Below are 17,505 nucleotides of genomic sequence, written 5' to 3'. Positions count from 1 at the left end.
GTTCAGCAGCCGCTGAAATATAGCGCATGACCAATGCGTTCCCGGTGTGCACCGCCCGATGCGCACCGCGGCACCGCATCCTAATCCGCCGGGGTTCCCGCCAGAGCTTCACCGTTCGGGGAATCTCGGCGAATTAGGGTGCCACTGAGACAATCCCGTCAAAACCGGTACAATACAGGGTACACACCTTCCAGAATGCGGCATCGCCTCCGCGCGACAAGGTACGAACCGCGCGCCGCACGAACCAACCAAGGCAATCAAAGGAATATATTGTGACTATCGGTCATGAAGCGAACCCTCTCAGGGACACTCGCGACCGCCGCATTACCCGCATTGCGGGGCCGTCCGCGCTCGTCTTCTTTGGCGTAACCGGTGACCTGGCCCGCAAGAAGCTGCTTCCGGCAGTGTATGACCTCATGAACCGCGGTTTGCTCCCGCCGAGCTTCGGCCTCGTCGGCTTCGGCCGCCGCCCCTGGAGCGATGACGACTTCCGCGCCTATGTGCGTGAATCTGTTGAGGCAAACGCCCGCACCCCCTTCCGCGAGGACGTATGGAACCAGTTCCAGCAGGGCATGCGATTCGTTGAAGGTGCCTTCAACGACGACGCAGCCTATGAACAACTCAAGAGCACCCTCGCCGAACTCGACGAGCGTGGCGCTCACGGCAACCACGCCTTCTACCTCTCCATCCCCCCGAAGGCATTCGAGCAGGTCCTCACCAAGCTCGCCGAACACGACCTCGCATCGCGCGATAACGACACCGTCAACCCCGTCGACGGTTGGCGCCGCGTGGTCATTGAGAAGCCCTTCGGCCACAACCTTGAGAGCGCACGCGAACTGAACTCCATCGTGGAGGCAGTCTTCCCGCCCGACGCCGTGTTCCGCATCGACCACTACCTGGGCAAGGAAACCGTTCAGAACATCCTGGCGATGCGTTTCTCCAACCAGATGTTCGAGCCCCTCTGGAACTCCCACTACGTGGATCACGTCCAGATCACCATGGCTGAAGACATCGGCATCGGCTCCCGCGCAGGCTACTACGACGGCGTGGGTGCGGCCCGCGACGTCATCCAGAACCACCTGCTGCAGCTGCTCGCCCTCACCGCTATGGAAGAGCCCCTCAGCCTCGACGCTAAGCACCTGCGCGCCGAGAAGGCGAAGGTCCTCGAAGCAGTCCGTATCGACGACCTGCCGAACTCCTTCGCGCTCGGCCAGTACGCCGCAGGCTACCAGGGCGGCGAGCACGTCAACGGCTTCTTCGACGAGAACGACATCCCCGCAGACTCCCGCACCGAAACCTTCGCAGCGCTGAAGGTGTCCATCGCAAACCGCCGCTGGGAAGGCACCCCCTTCTACCTGCGCGCCGGCAAGCGCCTGGGCCGCCGAGTCACCGAAATCGCCGTGGTCTTCAAGAAGTCCTCCGACCGTCTCTTCGGCGAACGTGAAAACCCGCAGGTCGGCCAGAACGCCATCGTCATCCGCGTGCAGCCCGACGAAGGCATGACCATCCGATTCTCCGCGAAGGTGCCCGGCACCCAGATGGAAATCCGCGACGTCAACATGGACTTCGGCTACGGCCACTCCTTCACCGAAGAGTCCCCCGAAGCCTACGAGCGTCTCATCCTGGACGTTCTGCTCGGCGAGCCGCCGCTGTTCCCCCGCCACGAAGAAGTCGAGCTCTCCTGGAAGATCCTCGACCCCTTCGAAGAGTACTGGGAAGAAAACCGCATTAAGCCTGAACCCTACGAGTCCGGTTCGTGGGGTCCGCGTTCAGCACACGAGATGCTTGAGCGTGACAACCGCGCTTGGAGGCGCCCGTGATCTCGCACCTGCATAACACCACCGTTTCCGCCATCAATAAGGAACTGAGCCACCTGACTGCCGCCAACGGTAGCCTCAGCAGCGGACGAGTACTCACCCTCGTTGTTCTCGCGGAAAAGGGCCACTCCCGCGAAGCAATGCGCGCCGCAATTCGTGCCTCCCACGAACACCCGAGCCGCATTATTGTGCACATCTCCCACGACCCGCTCGACCCCGACCAGCTGGATGCAGAAATCCACCTCGGCGGCGACACCGGCGCATCCGAGATGATTGTTCTGCGCGGCTGGGGTAGCGCATCCCGCCCGACCGAAGCACTGATCTCCGGTCTGCTGCTGCCGGACTCCCCGATTGTGGTCTGGTGGCCGCACTCGGTACCCGAGAACCCGGCACAGCACTCCATCGGTCGTATCGCGCAGCGTCGCATTACCGACTCTGCACGCGCCGACGACCCGAAGGAAGCGCTGCGTAAGCTCACCGACGTATTCCGTGCAGGCGACACCGACCTGGCATGGACGCGCCTCACCCTGTGGCGCACCCAGCTGGCAGCGCTCATGGAGCAGATGCCTTCCTCCCCCGTGCGCCGCGTGGTTGTGTGGGGTTCGAGCAAGTCCCCGTCCGTGGTGCTACTCGGTACGTGGCTCGGCTGGAAGCTTGAAGCACCCGTGCACCTCGCCACCATTGGCGCGGCAAACCGCGGCCTGTACCGCGTCAGCATTGAGCGTGAAGACGGTTCGGTGACGATGTTCCGCCCCGGCATTTCCGTGGCAACCATCTCCACCCCGTACGCGCCCGATCAGCAGATTGCGCTGCCGGTGCGTACCCTCGCCGAGTGCATCTCTGAGGAGCTGCGCCGCCTCGACCCGGACGACACCTACGGTGACGTGCTGAAGCAGGCGCTGTGCACCGTCACCCTCGTGGACGATACCTGCCAGCCTGAAGACATGCTGGATCTCGAAGAATACCCGGAGGTTTTCGATGCCTAAGATTCAGAACATGGGCGCATCCACCCCCACCCTGGTGGCGCACCCGACCCGCGACGCTCTCGCAGCGGACGCGGTGTCCCGCATCCTCGACATCATTGAGCACGTGCTCTCTGAGCGCACAATCGCCCACATTTCGCTGACCGGCGGCACCATGGGTATCGCCACTTTGAAGGCGTGGGCTGAGAACGAGCGCGTGAAGGATATCGACTGGTCCCGCGTGCACTTCTGGTTCTCCGATGAGCGTTACGTGCCCGAGCGTAGCCCCGAACGTAATGACGGTCAGGCTATTGAGGTGCTGCTCGCTCCCCTGCTGTCGCACGGCCTGGTCGTGGGCAATGTGCACCGCATGGGCCCGTCCGATATTTTCACCGGCCTGGAAGCTGCAGCTGAGCACTACGCCTTTGAGATGCGTGATTACGCCGGTTCTGCACCGGCTGTGAGCGTGCAGATGCCCGAGGGCGCAACCGAACTGCCGCTGGCTGGCGGTCACGGTGGCGGCGCGGGTCACGAACACGGCGGCTCCGGCGGCTGTGGTTGTGGTGGCGGCGGTTGCGGCTCTTCCGCACCCGAGCAGTCCATCGAAGAGACCACTCTCGAAGACTTTGACGCTGAGGCTACTGAGCCCGCAGGTGGTTGCGGATGCGGCGGCGGAGGCTGCGGTGGTGGTGGCGGCCAGTGGCCCGCACCGGTCTTTGACATCACCCTGTTGGGCATGGGCCCGGACGGTCATATTGCGTCCCTGTTCCCGGGCCGTAAGCAGGTTCTGTTGGGTACCGGTCTGCCGGAGGACCCGGTTGAGGGCGGTAAGGCTGTGACCGTGATGGTTTCTGATTCGCCGAAGCCGCCGGCTGAGCGCGTGTCGGTGACCCTGCCGATTATCAATAATTCGCGTCACGTGTTCTTCCTCATCACCGGTGAGGATAAGCAGGCTGCGACCAGCCGCCTTCTGGCTGGCGCGAAGCTGGACGCTGAGGACCTGAACGCGGAGTTGCTGTTGGAAACCCCGGCGGTGGGTGCACGCGGTAAGAAGCAGACCCTGATTTTTGCAACCGAGGAGTCGCTGGCTCCTGAGAACCGCCCGTAAGGTTCGGTTCTGAACTGCATCAACAAAAGAGTAGAGCCCCGGATAGTTTCGACTATCCGGGGCTTTTCTCTATGGTTTTTAAACCAGCCCGAAATGGTACTAGAAGTGGTACCATGAAGTATGCCGAGTATTGAAGATTTAGTCGCGAAGATGGCCGCCAGCCCTCAAAACGTTACTTTCACTCAACTTCAAAAGGTATGCACCCATTTCTTTGGAGCGCCGCGTATCCGCGGTTCTCACCACTACTACAGCACGCCCTGGCATGGTGACCCTATTGTCAACATTCAGCAGGGAAACTCTGGTAAAGCAAAGAAATACCAAGTTAAGCAGGTTCTAGCAGCCATTCGAAAATTGGAGAATAACGATGACTAACGCTCTCCCCCGCCAAGAGCTCTACACCTACCGCGTCGAGTGGTCTGAAGATGACCAGGAATTCGTCGGAACCGTCGCCGAATTTCCCAGCCTCTCATACCTGGCACCGACCTCTACCGAGGCATTCGCAGGTATCCGAGAAGTCGTCGCCGACACCCTCGAAATTCTTGAAGAAGACGGCCGCGAGGCACCCGAACCGTTCTCTCTGCGTTCCTTCTCAGGACGATTCAACTTGCGTGTTTCACCGCAATTGCATCGTCGTCTGGTTCAGCAGGCAGCGCTTTCTCACCAGAGCCTGAACCAGTACGTGAGCCAACAGCTCGAAGCAGTCGCCTAAGTAAGCCAGTACATCTTCATCATCCAACGAAGATTCCAAAATGTTATGACATGACAAAAGAGTGGAGCCCCGGATAGTTTCGACTATCCGGGGCTCCACTCTTGCTACGCCCGCCTACTGTTCAGCAGCGGCAGGATTCTACCCATCCTGTTCCTGCGGCTCCTGTTCCTGGGCCTCCTCCGCTTCGCTCTCAAAGCCCACGTACAGTGCCGCCAGCGACGGAACCGTCGCCTCCAGCACCTGCTGCGCCTCCTCAGGGCTCGGGGTGAGCTTCGCGCCGGTCAACTGCAGGTACTCGCGCACCGTCATGGGCTGCGCCCAGTCAAAGTGCTCACGCACGGCGGTGATATTCGCGCCGGACTGCAACACGTTAATGCCGCGGGCAAGACCGATATCCGTCACCTTCACGATGGCGTCGGTCTCATCGGGAATGTCGTACGGGTCGCGGTTCTGCAGGTCCACGATGAACGGCAGCACGCCGCGGCTCTCAGCGCGCAAGGTGAACTTGGTGTGCACCTGGCTCACCTCGTGCACCTCACCCACGCCCACGGCGGGAACCACCATGAAGCCCGCCTGCAGGTCGTTCACCGCGGCCAGGGTGTGTGTCTTCCCGAAACCGGAGTACAGCTGCACCACCGGCACGAGGTAGCACACCTCCGCCTTGAGCGCCTTGCGCGCCTCAATGTCGATGTACTCCCAGGCGCCGCCGGTACCGTCGGTAATGTCGCCGGAGTGGTGCGCGTAAATGGCGCCCTGGCTGTTCTTCACGGTCTGCGACCAGTAGCTAATCTTGTCCATGTAGTTGCCTTCGGCATCGAACATCATCAGCGACAGGTCAATGTCCACGCCCTCATCCCAGAAGCAGAAGAGGCGGATCACGCCGGTGGGCGGCAGATGCACCGTGGAGGTGTTGTAGCGGCCCATACCGTCCAGGGAGGGGCGGGCGCTGCGGGTGTTCAGCGGCATGATTGTATCGCCCACCTGCTCGGGCAGGTAGATGCTGGTCTCGGCAAGACGGCCGGACAGACCAATCTCGACCAGGCGCTCCAGCAGGTCCAGCACCGCCGGGCTGTACTCGCGCGCCGGAATCATGGTGGCGATACCGGTCTTGGACAGGTTCATGCGCTGCGGGGCGGCAGGCTGAGCCTTCTGAGTGGAAGCCGCGGCACGCTGAGTGTTTCGTGGGCTCTCGGGGACAGAGGTGTGCGGGTTAGACAGGCCGGCGTTACGGTCAAAGAACGAGCCCAGCGGGTTCGGGATGCCCGCGTTCTGCATGAGGTTCTGAACCCTCGCGACGCCCTCCGGGGTGCGGCGCGCATAGTCAGCCATCTCCCGGTCCTCCTGCACCGCCACCGGGTTGGCGGGGCGCTCCTTGGGCGGGTTCGCGAGCGCGTTACGCTGCAGGGTCACCAGGTTGCGGATCTGCACCAGGATGGGCGCGGAAACACGCGGCGCCACGGCGGCAAACGCGTCAAAGATGATCTGCTGGCCGGGGCTCGGCGCGGTATCAATGCCGTAGCGGGGCGCTTCGAAAGCATCCAGGGCGCGCACCAGCTGGCGTGCAAACACGCCGGGGCGGGTCGAGAGCAGACGTGCCACGTTCTGCGCATCCCGGGTTGCGTAGGCGCGGTCCACCAGCGATTCGAAGCTGTACACCTCGCCGCGGTACAGGTCGTCAGCCCAGCGGCTCAGCGCGGTCAGCGACGGGTAGTCGCCGGGGTGAACCGCCTTGACGAGGCGCTTGTACATTTCGGCGGCGGGTGCGCTGTCGTAGCGGGCACCAACCGGGTCAGCCTCCAGTACCCGGTTGAGCAGGTGCGCGATGCGGGTGCGTTCGTTACGGCGCAGCTTCAGGCGCGGCGCGATGCTCAGGCTCAGGTCCCCCACCGTGCCGTTGTAACGCAGACGCGAGTAGGCGGCGGCGAGGGCGAGTGCCTCCTTCATGGTGCGCAGGTGCTCAGCGTCTTCGGGGTGCAGGCAGGCGGCGATGAACACGCGGTTCTCGCGGCTGCTGTTCTCCGGTCGGGCAGCCGGCAACGCGTCATGCTGGGCGAGGAAACGGCGCAGCGCCACCAGATCGCGCTGGTCGGTCTGGTTGTACGCCTGCTGCTGACCGAGCAGCTGCTGGTAGAGGGCACCCGCCATAATCAGGGCGTTCTGCACGCCGCTGACCATCTGCAGGGGTCGGCGGTTGCGTTCCATGCTGGTGAAGTTGGAGCGGCTCATCGGCTGCTGCCACTCGTAGGGCACGTAGTTCTCGGGCAGGCCGCCAAGGATTCGCTCGGTGCCGTCCGGGTTGTAGTACGGGTTGGAGAGGTAGTGCATGATCTGCTCGGTGTAGCGCTGCTCGTCAGTGAGCGTCAGGGCGCGCAGATCAAAGTCGCGGCGGAACACGCGGCCGGGGCGGTACCCGTATTCGTAGGACCAGATAGTTGCGAACAGGGCGAATTCGTTGGCGCTGGCGTTCAGCGCCTGGGCGAGGGACTCAGGGCTGAGGGTCAGACCGCAATTGCTCAGGACGGATACTCGTCCCAGGTCGGTGTCGAATGCGCCGGAGTGGTGCAGCTCGTTAATGCTCGAGTAGTTCGAGCGGTAGTAGGGGCCGTACAGGTCGGTGAAGACGTACACGCCGTAGCGGCGCATCAGGATGAGGCGCACGAGGGGGCTGAGGCCCTCGGGCGCTTCGCCGTGAAGGTAGGCGGATTCGTTGAGGTAGGGTGATTCCTGCAGGTAGGGGGATGCGTCGTAGGGAGTGGTCACGGGTCGTCCTTTCCGTTGGTCTCACCCGGCTGTCACCGTCGGTGGTGTGTCTATGTTCTTATCGTAGCGGCGTGGGCGCGGGTTGTCGCGGGGTTTGGTCATCGGTGACCTGCGAGGGTGTGTATTCGCGGGGCAACCGACCATTACGTGTTGCGGAGCTTGGGCGGCACTTATCCGTTGTTTGTTGATCGGTTGCTTGCTTATCTGCTAGCCGATTATCTGTCAGCCGCGTGGGAACGGGGGATTAAAAGAAAAATGGCGGGAAGCGAAGAATCCGATAAATATAAGAAAAGATATTTCAGAAAGTAGGACTCTTCATGATCCGCCATTACTTATAGAGTACTCCCGCCCCGCGACGGCGGTCAAGCCGTTTCGTCACCGAAGCATGCTCGGGGGTTTCTACCCGCCGGTGAGGCTCTAGCTAAGGGGCAAGTAGCATCACCGGCAGGTAGGTTTGCGGGCTAGGACTCCCCGAGCAGAGTGAGCGCGGCCTCGCGGGCGGCAAGCGCCTCCTCCGTCACGCGCGGGGTCACCGCAACCAGGGCACGTAGCGCTTTCGCCAGCACCGTGGAGCCCTTCATCTTCGGTTCCAGGACCGCGGGAATCTCAACCGGCGTACCGTACAGTTCGGCAAGCTCAACGGCAAGCTTCACAAGGGACGCGCCCTGACCCACCTGCGGAGCCAACGGAAGGATCCGGCGCACCGTCTGGAAGACAGACCACCCCGCCAAGGGGCTCAGCGAAGCGGCATCGTTCAGCGTCTGCACCAGGCGATTCACCCCGAACCAGCCGTGCTCCAGGAGGTACCCGAGCTCGCGGGCGAAAAGGTGCGCATCCCAGTTGCCGCGGTCAATGAGGGAGGCAATCGTCTCCGCCGTCAACGCGCGACGCTCCGGGGCGTGCACTACAGAAGCCCACGCCAGGAAGTTATACGACGGCATGCCCAGAGCACGCTCCGCCGCACCGAGCGTCTGCAGAACCTCCTCAAAACCGTGAAGGCGAGAGAACTGATACACGCTCAGCAGCGGCTTATACTGCGCCGCCAGAAGGTCCGGGTTGTGGCGCATCGCCCAGGCGTACCAGCCGCATACTAGGGCAACAGACGGCACCTCGGCATGTTCCAGGGAACGCCCCGGATACTCCACACAGGCACCAGCCACCGTGTATGCCGCCGCCGTGAACGTACTCCGCTCCGTGGCTAGCTCCCCCCCCGGCCCCCGCCACAGCTCATAGGTGGAATCATTCACCTCATACTCGCCGTGCAGAACCTTCGGAAACGCCTCACGGTACGACTTGAAACGAATCACCGTGCGCTCAAAAGAACGCTCCACCGCAGGCAGCGGCTCAGCCAGCAGAGGCGCAAAGCCCTGCCCAGCCGCGCCCTCGCTACTATAGGGCTGATCCCCGAACGCAACGCGAAGCTGCTCGTGGAACAGCGCCGTCGGCGACCGGTACGCCCAATATTCGCTACCCTTACGCGGGTACCCCCTGAAATGAAAATCAGCACCCTGAAAACGACCCGTGTGCTCGGTGAGTGCTGCCTGCGGGTCAGGGTCTGCGGCGTGCACATGCTGGACCAGCAGCCGGTAGGCGAGGTAGCGCAATTGGTCGCAAACGTCATGCCAGGCACGGCTCAGGTAACGACGCAGATGCTTCTGAAAAGCGGGACTGAACTCAATGACTCGCCCCTCCTGATGCGCCCGATGCAGGTAGTTCAGCAGCGCCGGGATGCGGCGGGCAGACTGCTCCCTCTCGTTGAGGTGGTAGAGGGCGAACAGCAGCTCTTCGCAGTCCCGGTCGTTGCGAATAGCATCCCGGGTAGCTTCGGAGGCGCGCCCCGCCTGCGGCGCCGCGTTGAGGGCGGCATTCACCTCCGATGCTGAGAGCCCAAGGGCAGGGACATCCGGAATCCGCACACTACGGGGCGGCTGATCTGAGGCAGGCTGAATCGAACTAGGCTGTGCAGGCACAGTGTCAGGGCACAGCTTCTGCGCGCGATCGCGCAGCTCCAGAGGAAGAACCTCCACAGCATCCTGCGCGTAAGCAGACACCTCCCCGGCACGTTCCGGTACCGCCCGGACACTCAACTCAAGCACCTTCAAACCGGCAGTCATCAGCTTCTTCTCACGCCGGAACAGCAACTGCGCGGCGGCAGGTAGCGCCTCCGCCACCAGGGCTTGAAGCTCACCAGCAGTCAGCGGCACCTGACCGGCAGGGGCAGAACCGCCAGACGGCGCGCAGACCTGCAGAACACTCTGCAGCATCTGCGCGCCCACAGCAGCCGTGGTCGCCACCGGCGAAGCCAACAACGCCGGAATCAGCGCACCGTGCCGAGCATAGGATTGCGCCTGAGCCGCCAAAGCCTGCTTACGTTCAGCACCGCGCAGCCCCTTCGGAACCGCCGTCAGAGCCTCAAAGGAACGCGAGAAAACGCGGGCGTTCTGCGGCGCATAATCACGCAGCAACGCCTGAACGCACTCCTGCTCAATCCGGGCGCGATACTGTGGAAAACGCTCCGCCAAATACACGAGGAAATCATGACCGCAGATGGTCAGCTGCGCATCATAAATAAACCAGAGTGCTAGACCATTCGAGGGCAGGGCGCCCTCCACGGTAAACAGCGCCCAGATTTTTTCCCAGTGTTCCGGATGCTCCCTGAAAAACTTGGCAATCACCTCATCATCCATAGAGCGCATGGAACGACCCGGCACAATACGCCACAGGAACTCCTGCAGGTATTCGGCGCTCCACGCAGGCGCCGCAGGATGCACGCTTTCAGGCACAGTATTAGGCACCGCTCTCACCCAGTAGCGCAAGCGCGGCTTCGCGGGCGGCAAGCGCCTCCTCCGTCTTGCGGGCAGGCACGGCAGCCAGGGCGCGTAGCGCTTTCGCCAGCACCGTGGAGCCCTTCGTCTTTGGCTCCAGCTCGGCGGGAATCTCAACCGGCGTGCCGTACAGTTCGGCAAGCTCCACCGCCAGGCGCACATAGTCGCCGCCCTTCGTCAGCTCACCGACCATCGGCAGCAGCAGGCGCAGAACCTGCAGCACACGCCAACCCGCCAGCGGACTAATAGCCGACACCTCACGCAGGGTCGCCACCAGGCGGTTCGCAAGGACCATCCCGTCCTCCAGTGCCCACTTCAGGGTCTCCGCGAAGGTTCCTGTATCCAGCAGGCCCGCCTCAAAAAGTGCCGCAATGGCTTCTGCCGCTGCCAGACGGTACTCAGGATTTTTCGCGCTCGCCACATAGCCGAGCAGGGTGCAGGTCGGGGCGCCCACCTGCACAGTGGACTCCCTCAGCGCGCGCATGAGCACGGGGACGGGGGTGACGGTCTTCTCCTCAATGCACTGCGAAGCGGCGAACAGGAAGTATGCAGAGAGCAGGTCCGGGTTGTTCTGAAGTAGCCAGGAGGACCACTCGGTGAGCACGATAATATAGTCGCCCCGCCACCCATCGACGCTATCGAGATTCAGTAGGTACACGAAGGGAATGAACGCGGTGTTTAACACCTCGTAGGCGATGGCTTCCTCGGGGCTCATGCCAGCGGTTGAGTGGCTCAGGGCCTCGCGCGCCTCATCCACGGTATCCGCGATGTCGCCCTTGACCTGCCACATGGGCTGGTACTTCACGAATTCCTCAACGTTAAAGTTTTCGAAACCTGCCTCGCGAAGACGACCCGACCTGCTGGCCTCCTGGTACTCCCAGACTCGATCATTGTCGAGACCACGGTTGAGGCCGCTCCAGGGCATATCCAGGCCAGAAACAGCGCGATAAGTCCAGTCACTGTAGGTAAGCTGACGGGCGGGTAGTGGTGCGCTCAGCAGGCTCACTGTGCGTCCGTCCGTGCGGTACTCTCCCCCGGCGGCGACGGCACGCATCTGCTCGCGGAAGATCTCATAGAGGTCACGGTAACCCTTCAACGGCTTGTAGTCAGCATTCCAGAGATGGTGTTTATTCTGAATAGTTAGACGTATCATCTCTTCCTTGCTCAAGAGCGCGTTACTCGGGCGAGCTCGTGCAACCATCTCACTACGGTCGGAATACTGCAGGAGCGGCGTCAGCTCGGGTAGCCCCCAGGATTTGCACCCCATGGCCTCGGCGTTAGCTTTCAATACTGCGCGGAGAACAGGCATGCACGCAACGTTGTTGTAGTAATATTCGCTGGCAATCTTGCGCAGGGTACGAAGCTGCTGCTGATCCACCGGTGCCAGCTGCCCAGTTGCTGCAAAGTGGTAAAGACGCACCAGGTTCTCACCAGTAGCGCGGGGGCTCTTCTCCCCCGCCACACGGCCGGAGGTGGTGTTCGATTCCTCGATCAGCAGGGCGCAGAACTCGTCCAGATCCGCAATGGGGGTGAACGACTCATGGCGCGGGGTACCGGGCAACAGCACCGGCGGCACCTCTACGGAGGCGCCCGCCCCCTCCGCCTCTTCCGCCATGGGGAGGCGGTCTTCGGGTAGGCAGGCTTCAGCGGCACCGCGCAGTTCCAGGGGTAGCACCTCGTAGGCTTCGAGGACGCGATCAGCAATATAGTTGGCGAGCGCCACCTGCTCGGCGGTTTGCGCCTTCTTACGCTTGGCTTTGCTCACGCCGGCGTACTGGGTGGCGATGAGCTTGAGCAGGCGCAGGGCACCGCGCTGAATCTTCTTTTCGGTGCGGTAGAGGTTCGCGCCGAGTGCGTCGATGAGCTGTTCCAGGTCAAGCTGTTCGAGGGGTTGCAGATCGGGGGTCTTCTGCAGGGCGGCGGGTGCGCAGGCTTTGAGCACGTTCTGCAGCATGGTCTGGGCGAATCCGACGGAGGCGCTGGGCTCTGCGGTGAGGACAGCCATGAGCTGCCCGAAGCGTGCCCGGTTTTCTGCGTCGGTGGGCTGCAAATCGGTGTAGACGGAGTGGAACGCAGCCGAGTTGAATGCGCTGAAATCGCTGGTCAGGCCGCGTAGCAGGGCGTCCAGAATCTCGTCGCGGATGTCGAAGTATTCGCCCATGAGGCGGCAGAGTTCCGCGCTTTCACCCATGTAGTTGCCGTAGCCCTTGAAGAGCACCCCTTCGGTGCGGAAGACCGCCCAGAATTCCTGGTCGAGCAGGGTCATGTCACGGGTGAAGAAGGTCTTGAGCTGGGCGTGATTACTGGCGCTGCCCTTCTTCACGCAGGGCAGGGCCTCGTGCAGGAAAAGGACCAGGTATTCGGGGGCATCGCAGCTCAGATTACGGGCACGAAGCAGCATGTAGCAGGTTTCCCAGATCTTCTTCGAGCGCGCCCAAGAGTTCGGCAGGCCCTCAATGAAACGCAGAATCCACTCGTCGGGGCGTTCGGTGGCGCCGAGCAGGAACGCGTCAATCAGCTGCTGATCCGGGCGCCCCTCCCAGAGCAGGGTGCGCATGGCGCGGCCGGCGGAACGGTGGTATTCCCACGGGTCACCGTCGGGGGTGCGCACGAGCGCCCCGGCAACGTATGCGGCGAGCGGGGTGCGGTTAATGTGGTCGCTACCGATGACGCTCTTGGGGGTGAAGGTTCGGGCGAGGGAGGCGCGTTCCTCCTCGGTGGCGCCGGTGATGACGGCGTGGTATTCCTGCACGTCAGTTGATTCTGCCGCCATAAGGGCTTTGAGGGCGGCACGGCGCTCTTCGAGGGTGCGCTCCCCTGCGTTATGCTCGCTGGCGCTGCGCTCGTTAGGGTTGTGCGGCTGGGCGGTATCAGTCATTGGTACCTGCTTTCGGAGTTGATGGTGAATGGTTGGGAAGAGTTGAACGGAGGGTTTGAACGGGTGCGGGCGGGGCGGTTAGCCCTGCACCTGGTTGAGGATATTCCGGGCGTACCGCGCCTTCTGCGAAGAACCGGTCAGCGTACCCAACCAGCCACGCAGCGGCTCATCCACGAGCTGCGCACGGGTGGCAGGGTCGAGAGTTGCCAACGCCTGGCTGAAGGCGCCCAGCAGCTTACCGAGCGAGTTCGCCCCGGTATCCAGGTGCGGTATGAGGCGCGCGAAGAAGCGCACCGCCGCCCGCGCATCCAGCTGGGCGAAGTCGGTGAGGGCGAGCGCCCAACGGTTCAGCATCGCCAGCGGCACAAAGTTCACGAAGCCTGCGGTAGCATCCTCAAGGCTGAGCTGATCGTCCAGCACGCGGTGCATGATTTCCACGGCGAGGGAACGAATTTCGACACGCTGCTCCGAGAAGCCCGCGGCGAACACGAACGCGCAGGCGGGACCCCACACGCCGGGGTGTGCCGCCAACGCCAAATACAGGCTCCGGTCGAAGGCGCTGTGATCCAAGATGTACCAATTGCTACTAGCGCAGTAGAAAGCCAGCGGTTCTGCCCGCGAGGGGTAGAGCAGGGCGTACTGTCCTTCTTCGTCGTGGTGGGCGGTGGCAAGTCCGCGGAAAGCGTTCAGCTCGGGGGTGGAAGCACCGTGCGCCACCCCGTTCAGCTGAAGGCCCCAGCTCTTTTCCCGCTGAGCTACCGTGATGGATTCCAGGTAGGGGTTGACGCGCCCGGTGGCGAGGGTGCCGTCGAGTGCGGAGCGGAGCACGCGAATCTGGGTAGGAGCAGAGCGCGGAGCGTCCTCCTGAGCGTTCTTCACGTATTGCTCTTCGAGGCTTTCAAGCAGGGTCAGCGCCTCAGCCCGGCGGCTCTGTGCGTCCTGTCGCTGCTCGTCGGTAGCGTACGGAGGTAGCACCTCCGGCACGCGCACACGCAGTAGCGCCGCCGTGAAATCCTGGCGCAGGATGGGGGCTCCATCAGCCAGGTTCTTGGCGTACCGGCGCACCAGGGTATCCGGATGCACCCACCCGCCGAACAGTTCAGGGGTGGCAAGCGGCGTGTAGCTCTGCCTGCTTTGTAGCACGCCGAGGGCGTCCTTGAATCCGGTGCTGAAGAACGCGGCGTGGCGGGAGTACATGGTGTGCAGGTTCGGCACCGTACCGGGGTCTTCCTTCGGGGTCATCTCCGATGCCTTCGGGCGCTCACGCAGCTTCCCGGCGGCTGCAAGAACCGTCATGTGCGCGCGCATGTCGAACCACTCCAAACCCCAGTGGTTCAGCTTTTTCAGGCAGATAGGAACAAGCTGTTCGAGCAGGTTTGGGCTCTGCGCGGTGCCGTCGGCGCTGAGCAGGTAGGCGGTGAGTAGTTCCAGCTCCAGCTCGCATCCGGCGTGCGTTTCGGGGTGGTCTGCTTCGTTGAGCGTATCGGGGGTGGCGCAGGGCGCGACCTGGTGGTGCAGGAGCGCACGGGCGCGTTCTTGCACGTCGGATGCGGTCACGGGGCGCACGGGGGTGTCCCAGTACCGGTGGATTACGGCGCGGGAGGCGGCGAGCGCCTCCGCGGCGGCGGCCTTAATATCAGCGGCTTCAGTGAGGGCGGTGCTTTCGGTACCGCTCCCCCGGCTATTCCCCTGGCCGGTGTTCTGTGCTTCTTCAAGTAGCGGCGAGCCCTCTTCCTGAATCTGCGCCACAACCAGCGGATCGAGCTGGGAGCGGTAGTCGCGGTAGAGTTCGCGGGCACGCTCGGCAAACACGACAGCGTCGGCGCTCGTATCGTCTGCAGCGCCTGCCTGCACCCATTCTTCGAGGTGTTTAAGGGCGGCAGCCTGCACCTGCGCGTGGGCGTGGCTGAGCGCCATGACTACCGCATCTTCGCAGGCGGCAGCATCGAGGGTGCCCGCCCGGTACAGCGCCTGGAGCATGATCAGGATTTTGAGTGCGTTTGCTTTGGTTCCGGCGCATACGGCGGGTGCCGCGTAGGCGAAGGCGGTGGCGTCCAGCGCCTGCGGGTTTTTGCTCCAGAGGCGGTGAATATGCTGCACACCGAGGGTTACGCTCGGGCCGATGGGCGAGGAGAAAAGCGTCAGAAATTCGCTCTGACGTGCCGCGATTTCTTCGGCGGTGAGTTTGAGTCCGGTGACCAGGCGTGAGAACCAGCCGACCCGGTACGCCGGGAAGTCGCTCATGAGGGAGCTCAGGAGCGCGTCAATGAGGCGTTCACGGCTAATCAGCCCGGTTTCGCTGGCTTCGATGAGGGCGCAGGACCAGCCGGGGTTGTTGTCCTTCTGCCCGGGCTTGTAGGAGTCGCGCTGGGTGAGGGATACATCCCGGTTACCTTCGACGGCGAGCATGCCCCAGATGAGCTCTTCACGGAGCTGTTCGTCCTCGCGCAGCAGCGGGAGAATCAGCTCACGGTCGCAGTTGATGAGGGCGGTGTAGTATTCCTCGTTGTGTTCGAGGTGCGCCCCGCCGTAGAGCTCAGCTAGGCGCATGGCAACACCTCCGGTGAACCAGCCGAACTCTGCGTAGGCTTTAACACGGTCCTGCGTGACGGTTCCGGGCGTGTTTTTACCGAGCTGGGAGCCGTAGGGGGTGGTGGTGATGTCGAAGTACTGCCAGCGGCGGTAAATCTGTTCGAGGGTGCCGCCGACCGCCAGGATGTTGGCGAGGTTGCGGTTGAAGTGCATGATGTCGCTCCAGGTTTTCTGCTGCCTGAGGAGCGGGTAAATGACTTCACCGGGAAGCGGCTCGGTGATGACACCTTCGGGGAAGGTGTGCGTTTCGGGGCGTTTGCTCATGATGGTCTTTCGGAAGGAAGCTGAAGCGAGCTTTTGGGGCGTCGTCTTTTAGTGCGGTGCGTGGTGTGTCTAGCCGGCGGCGTGTTCGCGGTAGAGAATACTGACCGCCAGCGCGTGCTTGCAGGGGCCGCGCGTACCGCGGTACTTCAACCACCAGGGGCAGGAGCAGAGGTACCCCTCCACGGCGTACGGGTCGGCGGGCAGCACCACGGTGTACGTGTTCGCGCCGCTGCGCACACTGTACTCGCCGGTGCCGTGCTCCCCCGCACCGACCCGCTCAATAGCGCCGGAGTCGGCAAGCTTTTTCGCGCCGACCAGGCGCGGGTGCATGGCGGTCAGCGCCTCCGGATGCACGGGCAGCGGGCGGTGGAAATACTCGCCAGCATGCGCGTCAAAACCAACCTGACCGGAGGAAGCCAGCAGGGCGAGGGCGTCGCGTGTTGCCGCCTCATCCAGGCCTGCGCGGGCAGACATGACGGGCACGTCAATGCGCGGCTCGAAGGAAAGCAGCACGCTGAGCATGTCAGCATTCTGCGCGGTGTTCGGGTTAGACAGCGCCTGCAGCACGGATCCCTCACCGGAGAATCCGCGTGACTTTTCGGGGCTCAAACCAATGCTCAGGCGTGCGCCGGGCAGGTGCGCCACCCACACACTGGGCACGGGCGCGTTACCAGCGGTCACGGGCTCACTGTACGCGTCCAGGCGCTGAATGTGGCGGATGAGCGGCTCAAGCACGCGCAGACGCTCGGGGCCCGCCACGCATACAGATCCGGCGGTGGCGCGGGTGGCAAGCCGCAGGGAACGCACCGCGCGGGTCGCCCACAGGACCGCCTTGGTGCTGGAGTTACGCGGCAGGGAGTGGATGAAGGTTCGGGCGGCGGCAGCGTCCAGGCTGTGCACGGGGCTCATGCGGGATGAGAGCATCTGCGTTTCTGCAAAGCCCTTGAGCCAGCGGATGGGCAGCGGCACTTTTTCTTCCATGACGGAGCCGTCAAGGGTGGTGGTGAGCAGCCCGTCGTCGCCGACGTTCAGGTGGATGGGCTCCCCTGCCCTGAGGGAGGCGAGCGCGGCGCGCAGGGGCGGGTTGACGTCTACGTTGGTGACGCCTACGGCGCTGTGGCTGGCGTCGAGCGCGCTCGAGTCAACGTCGAGGCGCGCGTACACTCCGCAGCAGGCGCTGAAGGATTCGAAGCGTAGGCCTTCGGCGGTGCTGGTGACGACGGGGTCTGCGGCGCGTAGGGCTCCGGCGAGGGAGCTGGGCGGTACGTAGAAGCGGGTGCGGGCGACCCGGGCGACGACCAGTAGTGCGGTGGCGTAGACGTCTGCTCGTTCGAGGAACCCGGAGAAGAAGTACGGGTGGGAGGCGGCACCTTCGGGGGTGCTGCCGCCGCTGGTGGCGAGGCTGAGCGCGCGGGAGTCGGCGCCGTCGATGAGGGCTGACGGGGCGGTGTACGTGTAGTCGAGGGTGTAGGCGCTCATGGCTTCTTTGCCTTTCGTATGTGGTGTATACGTCCTATCATGCCGTAAAGATTCGCGCCCCGCTACCGCTTTCGTCATTGCCGTTTGGTGCATAAAAAATCCCCGGCATTC

At 63.2% G+C, this 17,505-nt stretch carries 10 protein-coding genes; 5 read left to right on the top strand and 5 right to left on the bottom strand.

All coding sequences use genetic code 11. The features are described 5' to 3' along the window. Positions 1 to 272: 272 nt before the first annotated feature. The 5 genes from zwf (at position 273) to HMPREF2836_RS05050 (ending at position 4,596) form a co-directional block, all read left to right on the top strand. Positions 273 to 1,820, top strand: coding sequence for a glucose-6-phosphate dehydrogenase (zwf, locus tag HMPREF2836_RS05070; protein WP_005509118.1), 1,548 nt, complete (start codon positions 273 to 275; stop codon positions 1,818 to 1,820). Beyond that, complete coding sequence (locus HMPREF2836_RS05065; protein WP_005506118.1) at positions 1,817 to 2,803, top strand: glucose-6-phosphate dehydrogenase assembly protein OpcA; 987 nt, start codon at positions 1,817 to 1,819, stop codon at positions 2,801 to 2,803. The genes zwf and HMPREF2836_RS05065 overlap by 4 nt, the downstream gene beginning before the upstream one ends. Next, positions 2,796 to 3,887: a 6-phosphogluconolactonase gene (locus HMPREF2836_RS05060; RefSeq protein WP_070629664.1), complete on the top strand. Its 1,092-nt coding sequence runs from the start codon at positions 2,796 to 2,798 to the stop codon at positions 3,885 to 3,887. The genes HMPREF2836_RS05065 and HMPREF2836_RS05060 overlap by 8 nt, the downstream gene beginning before the upstream one ends. Before the next feature lie 120 nt (positions 3,888 to 4,007). Beyond that, positions 4,008 to 4,259: a toxin HicA gene (locus HMPREF2836_RS05055; protein WP_049337750.1), complete on the top strand. Its 252-nt coding sequence runs from the start codon at positions 4,008 to 4,010 to the stop codon at positions 4,257 to 4,259. Beyond that, positions 4,252 to 4,596 (top strand): type II toxin-antitoxin system HicB family antitoxin, encoded by a 345-nt coding sequence (locus HMPREF2836_RS05050; protein ID WP_070629662.1) that lies wholly within the window; start codon positions 4,252 to 4,254, stop codon positions 4,594 to 4,596. Before HMPREF2836_RS05055 ends, HMPREF2836_RS05050 begins: the two co-directional genes overlap by 8 nt. Before the next feature lie 138 nt (positions 4,597 to 4,734). On the opposite strand, the gene HMPREF2836_RS05045 is transcribed toward HMPREF2836_RS05050, so the two are convergent. The 5 genes from HMPREF2836_RS05045 to HMPREF2836_RS05025 form a co-directional block, all read right to left on the bottom strand. Then, complete coding sequence (locus HMPREF2836_RS05045) at positions 4,735 to 7,356, bottom strand: hypothetical protein (RefSeq protein WP_070629660.1); 2,622 nt, start codon at positions 7,354 to 7,356, stop codon at positions 4,735 to 4,737. Between the two features lie 461 nt (positions 7,357 to 7,817). Beyond that, positions 7,818 to 10,151 carry a DUF7825 domain-containing protein gene (locus HMPREF2836_RS05040; RefSeq protein ID WP_070629857.1) on the bottom strand — a complete coding sequence of 778 codons (2,334 nt, stop codon included), beginning with the start codon at positions 10,149 to 10,151 and terminating at the stop codon, positions 7,818 to 7,820. Further along, entirely contained in the window at positions 10,144 to 13,059 is a 2,916-nt protein-coding gene (locus tag HMPREF2836_RS05035) for an endonuclease (RefSeq protein ID WP_070629658.1), read from the bottom strand. The genes HMPREF2836_RS05040 and HMPREF2836_RS05035 overlap by 8 nt, the downstream gene beginning before the upstream one ends. A gap of 78 nt (positions 13,060 to 13,137) precedes the next feature. After that, a complete protein-coding gene (locus HMPREF2836_RS05030; RefSeq protein WP_070629656.1) occupies positions 13,138 to 15,915 on the bottom strand; it encodes a DUF6493 family protein in 2,778 nt (925 codons plus the stop codon). A gap of 69 nt (positions 15,916 to 15,984) precedes the next feature. Then, positions 15,985 to 17,394, bottom strand: coding sequence for an SWIM zinc finger family protein (locus tag HMPREF2836_RS05025; RefSeq protein WP_049349690.1), 1,410 nt, complete (start codon positions 17,392 to 17,394; stop codon positions 15,985 to 15,987). Positions 17,395 to 17,505: the final 111 nt, after the last annotated feature.

The sequence above is a fragment of the Rothia sp. HMSC065C12 genome (genome assembly GCF_001812085.1).
GTDB lineage: Bacteria > Actinomycetota > Actinomycetes > Actinomycetales > Micrococcaceae > Rothia > Rothia mucilaginosa.
Note: the sequence above shows the minus strand (reverse complement) of the source record. Positions and strands in the feature narration are given on the sequence as shown.

Coding starts and splice junctions, on each gene's coding strand:
- HMPREF2836_RS05035 (WP_070629658.1), bottom strand. CDS start 13,059: ATGACTGATACCGCCCAGCCGCACAACCCTAACGAGCGCAGCGCCAGC.
- HMPREF2836_RS05050 (WP_070629662.1), top strand. CDS start 4,252: ATGACTAACGCTCTCCCCCGCCAAGAGCTCTACACCTACCGCGTCGAG.
- HMPREF2836_RS05060 (WP_070629664.1), top strand. CDS start 2,796: ATGCCTAAGATTCAGAACATGGGCGCATCCACCCCCACCCTGGTGGCG.
- HMPREF2836_RS05055 (WP_049337750.1), top strand. CDS start 4,008: ATGCCGAGTATTGAAGATTTAGTCGCGAAGATGGCCGCCAGCCCTCAA.
- HMPREF2836_RS05025 (WP_049349690.1), bottom strand. CDS start 17,394: ATGAGCGCCTACACCCTCGACTACACGTACACCGCCCCGTCAGCCCTC.
- HMPREF2836_RS05030 (WP_070629656.1), bottom strand. CDS start 15,915: ATGAGCAAACGCCCCGAAACGCACACCTTCCCCGAAGGTGTCATCACC.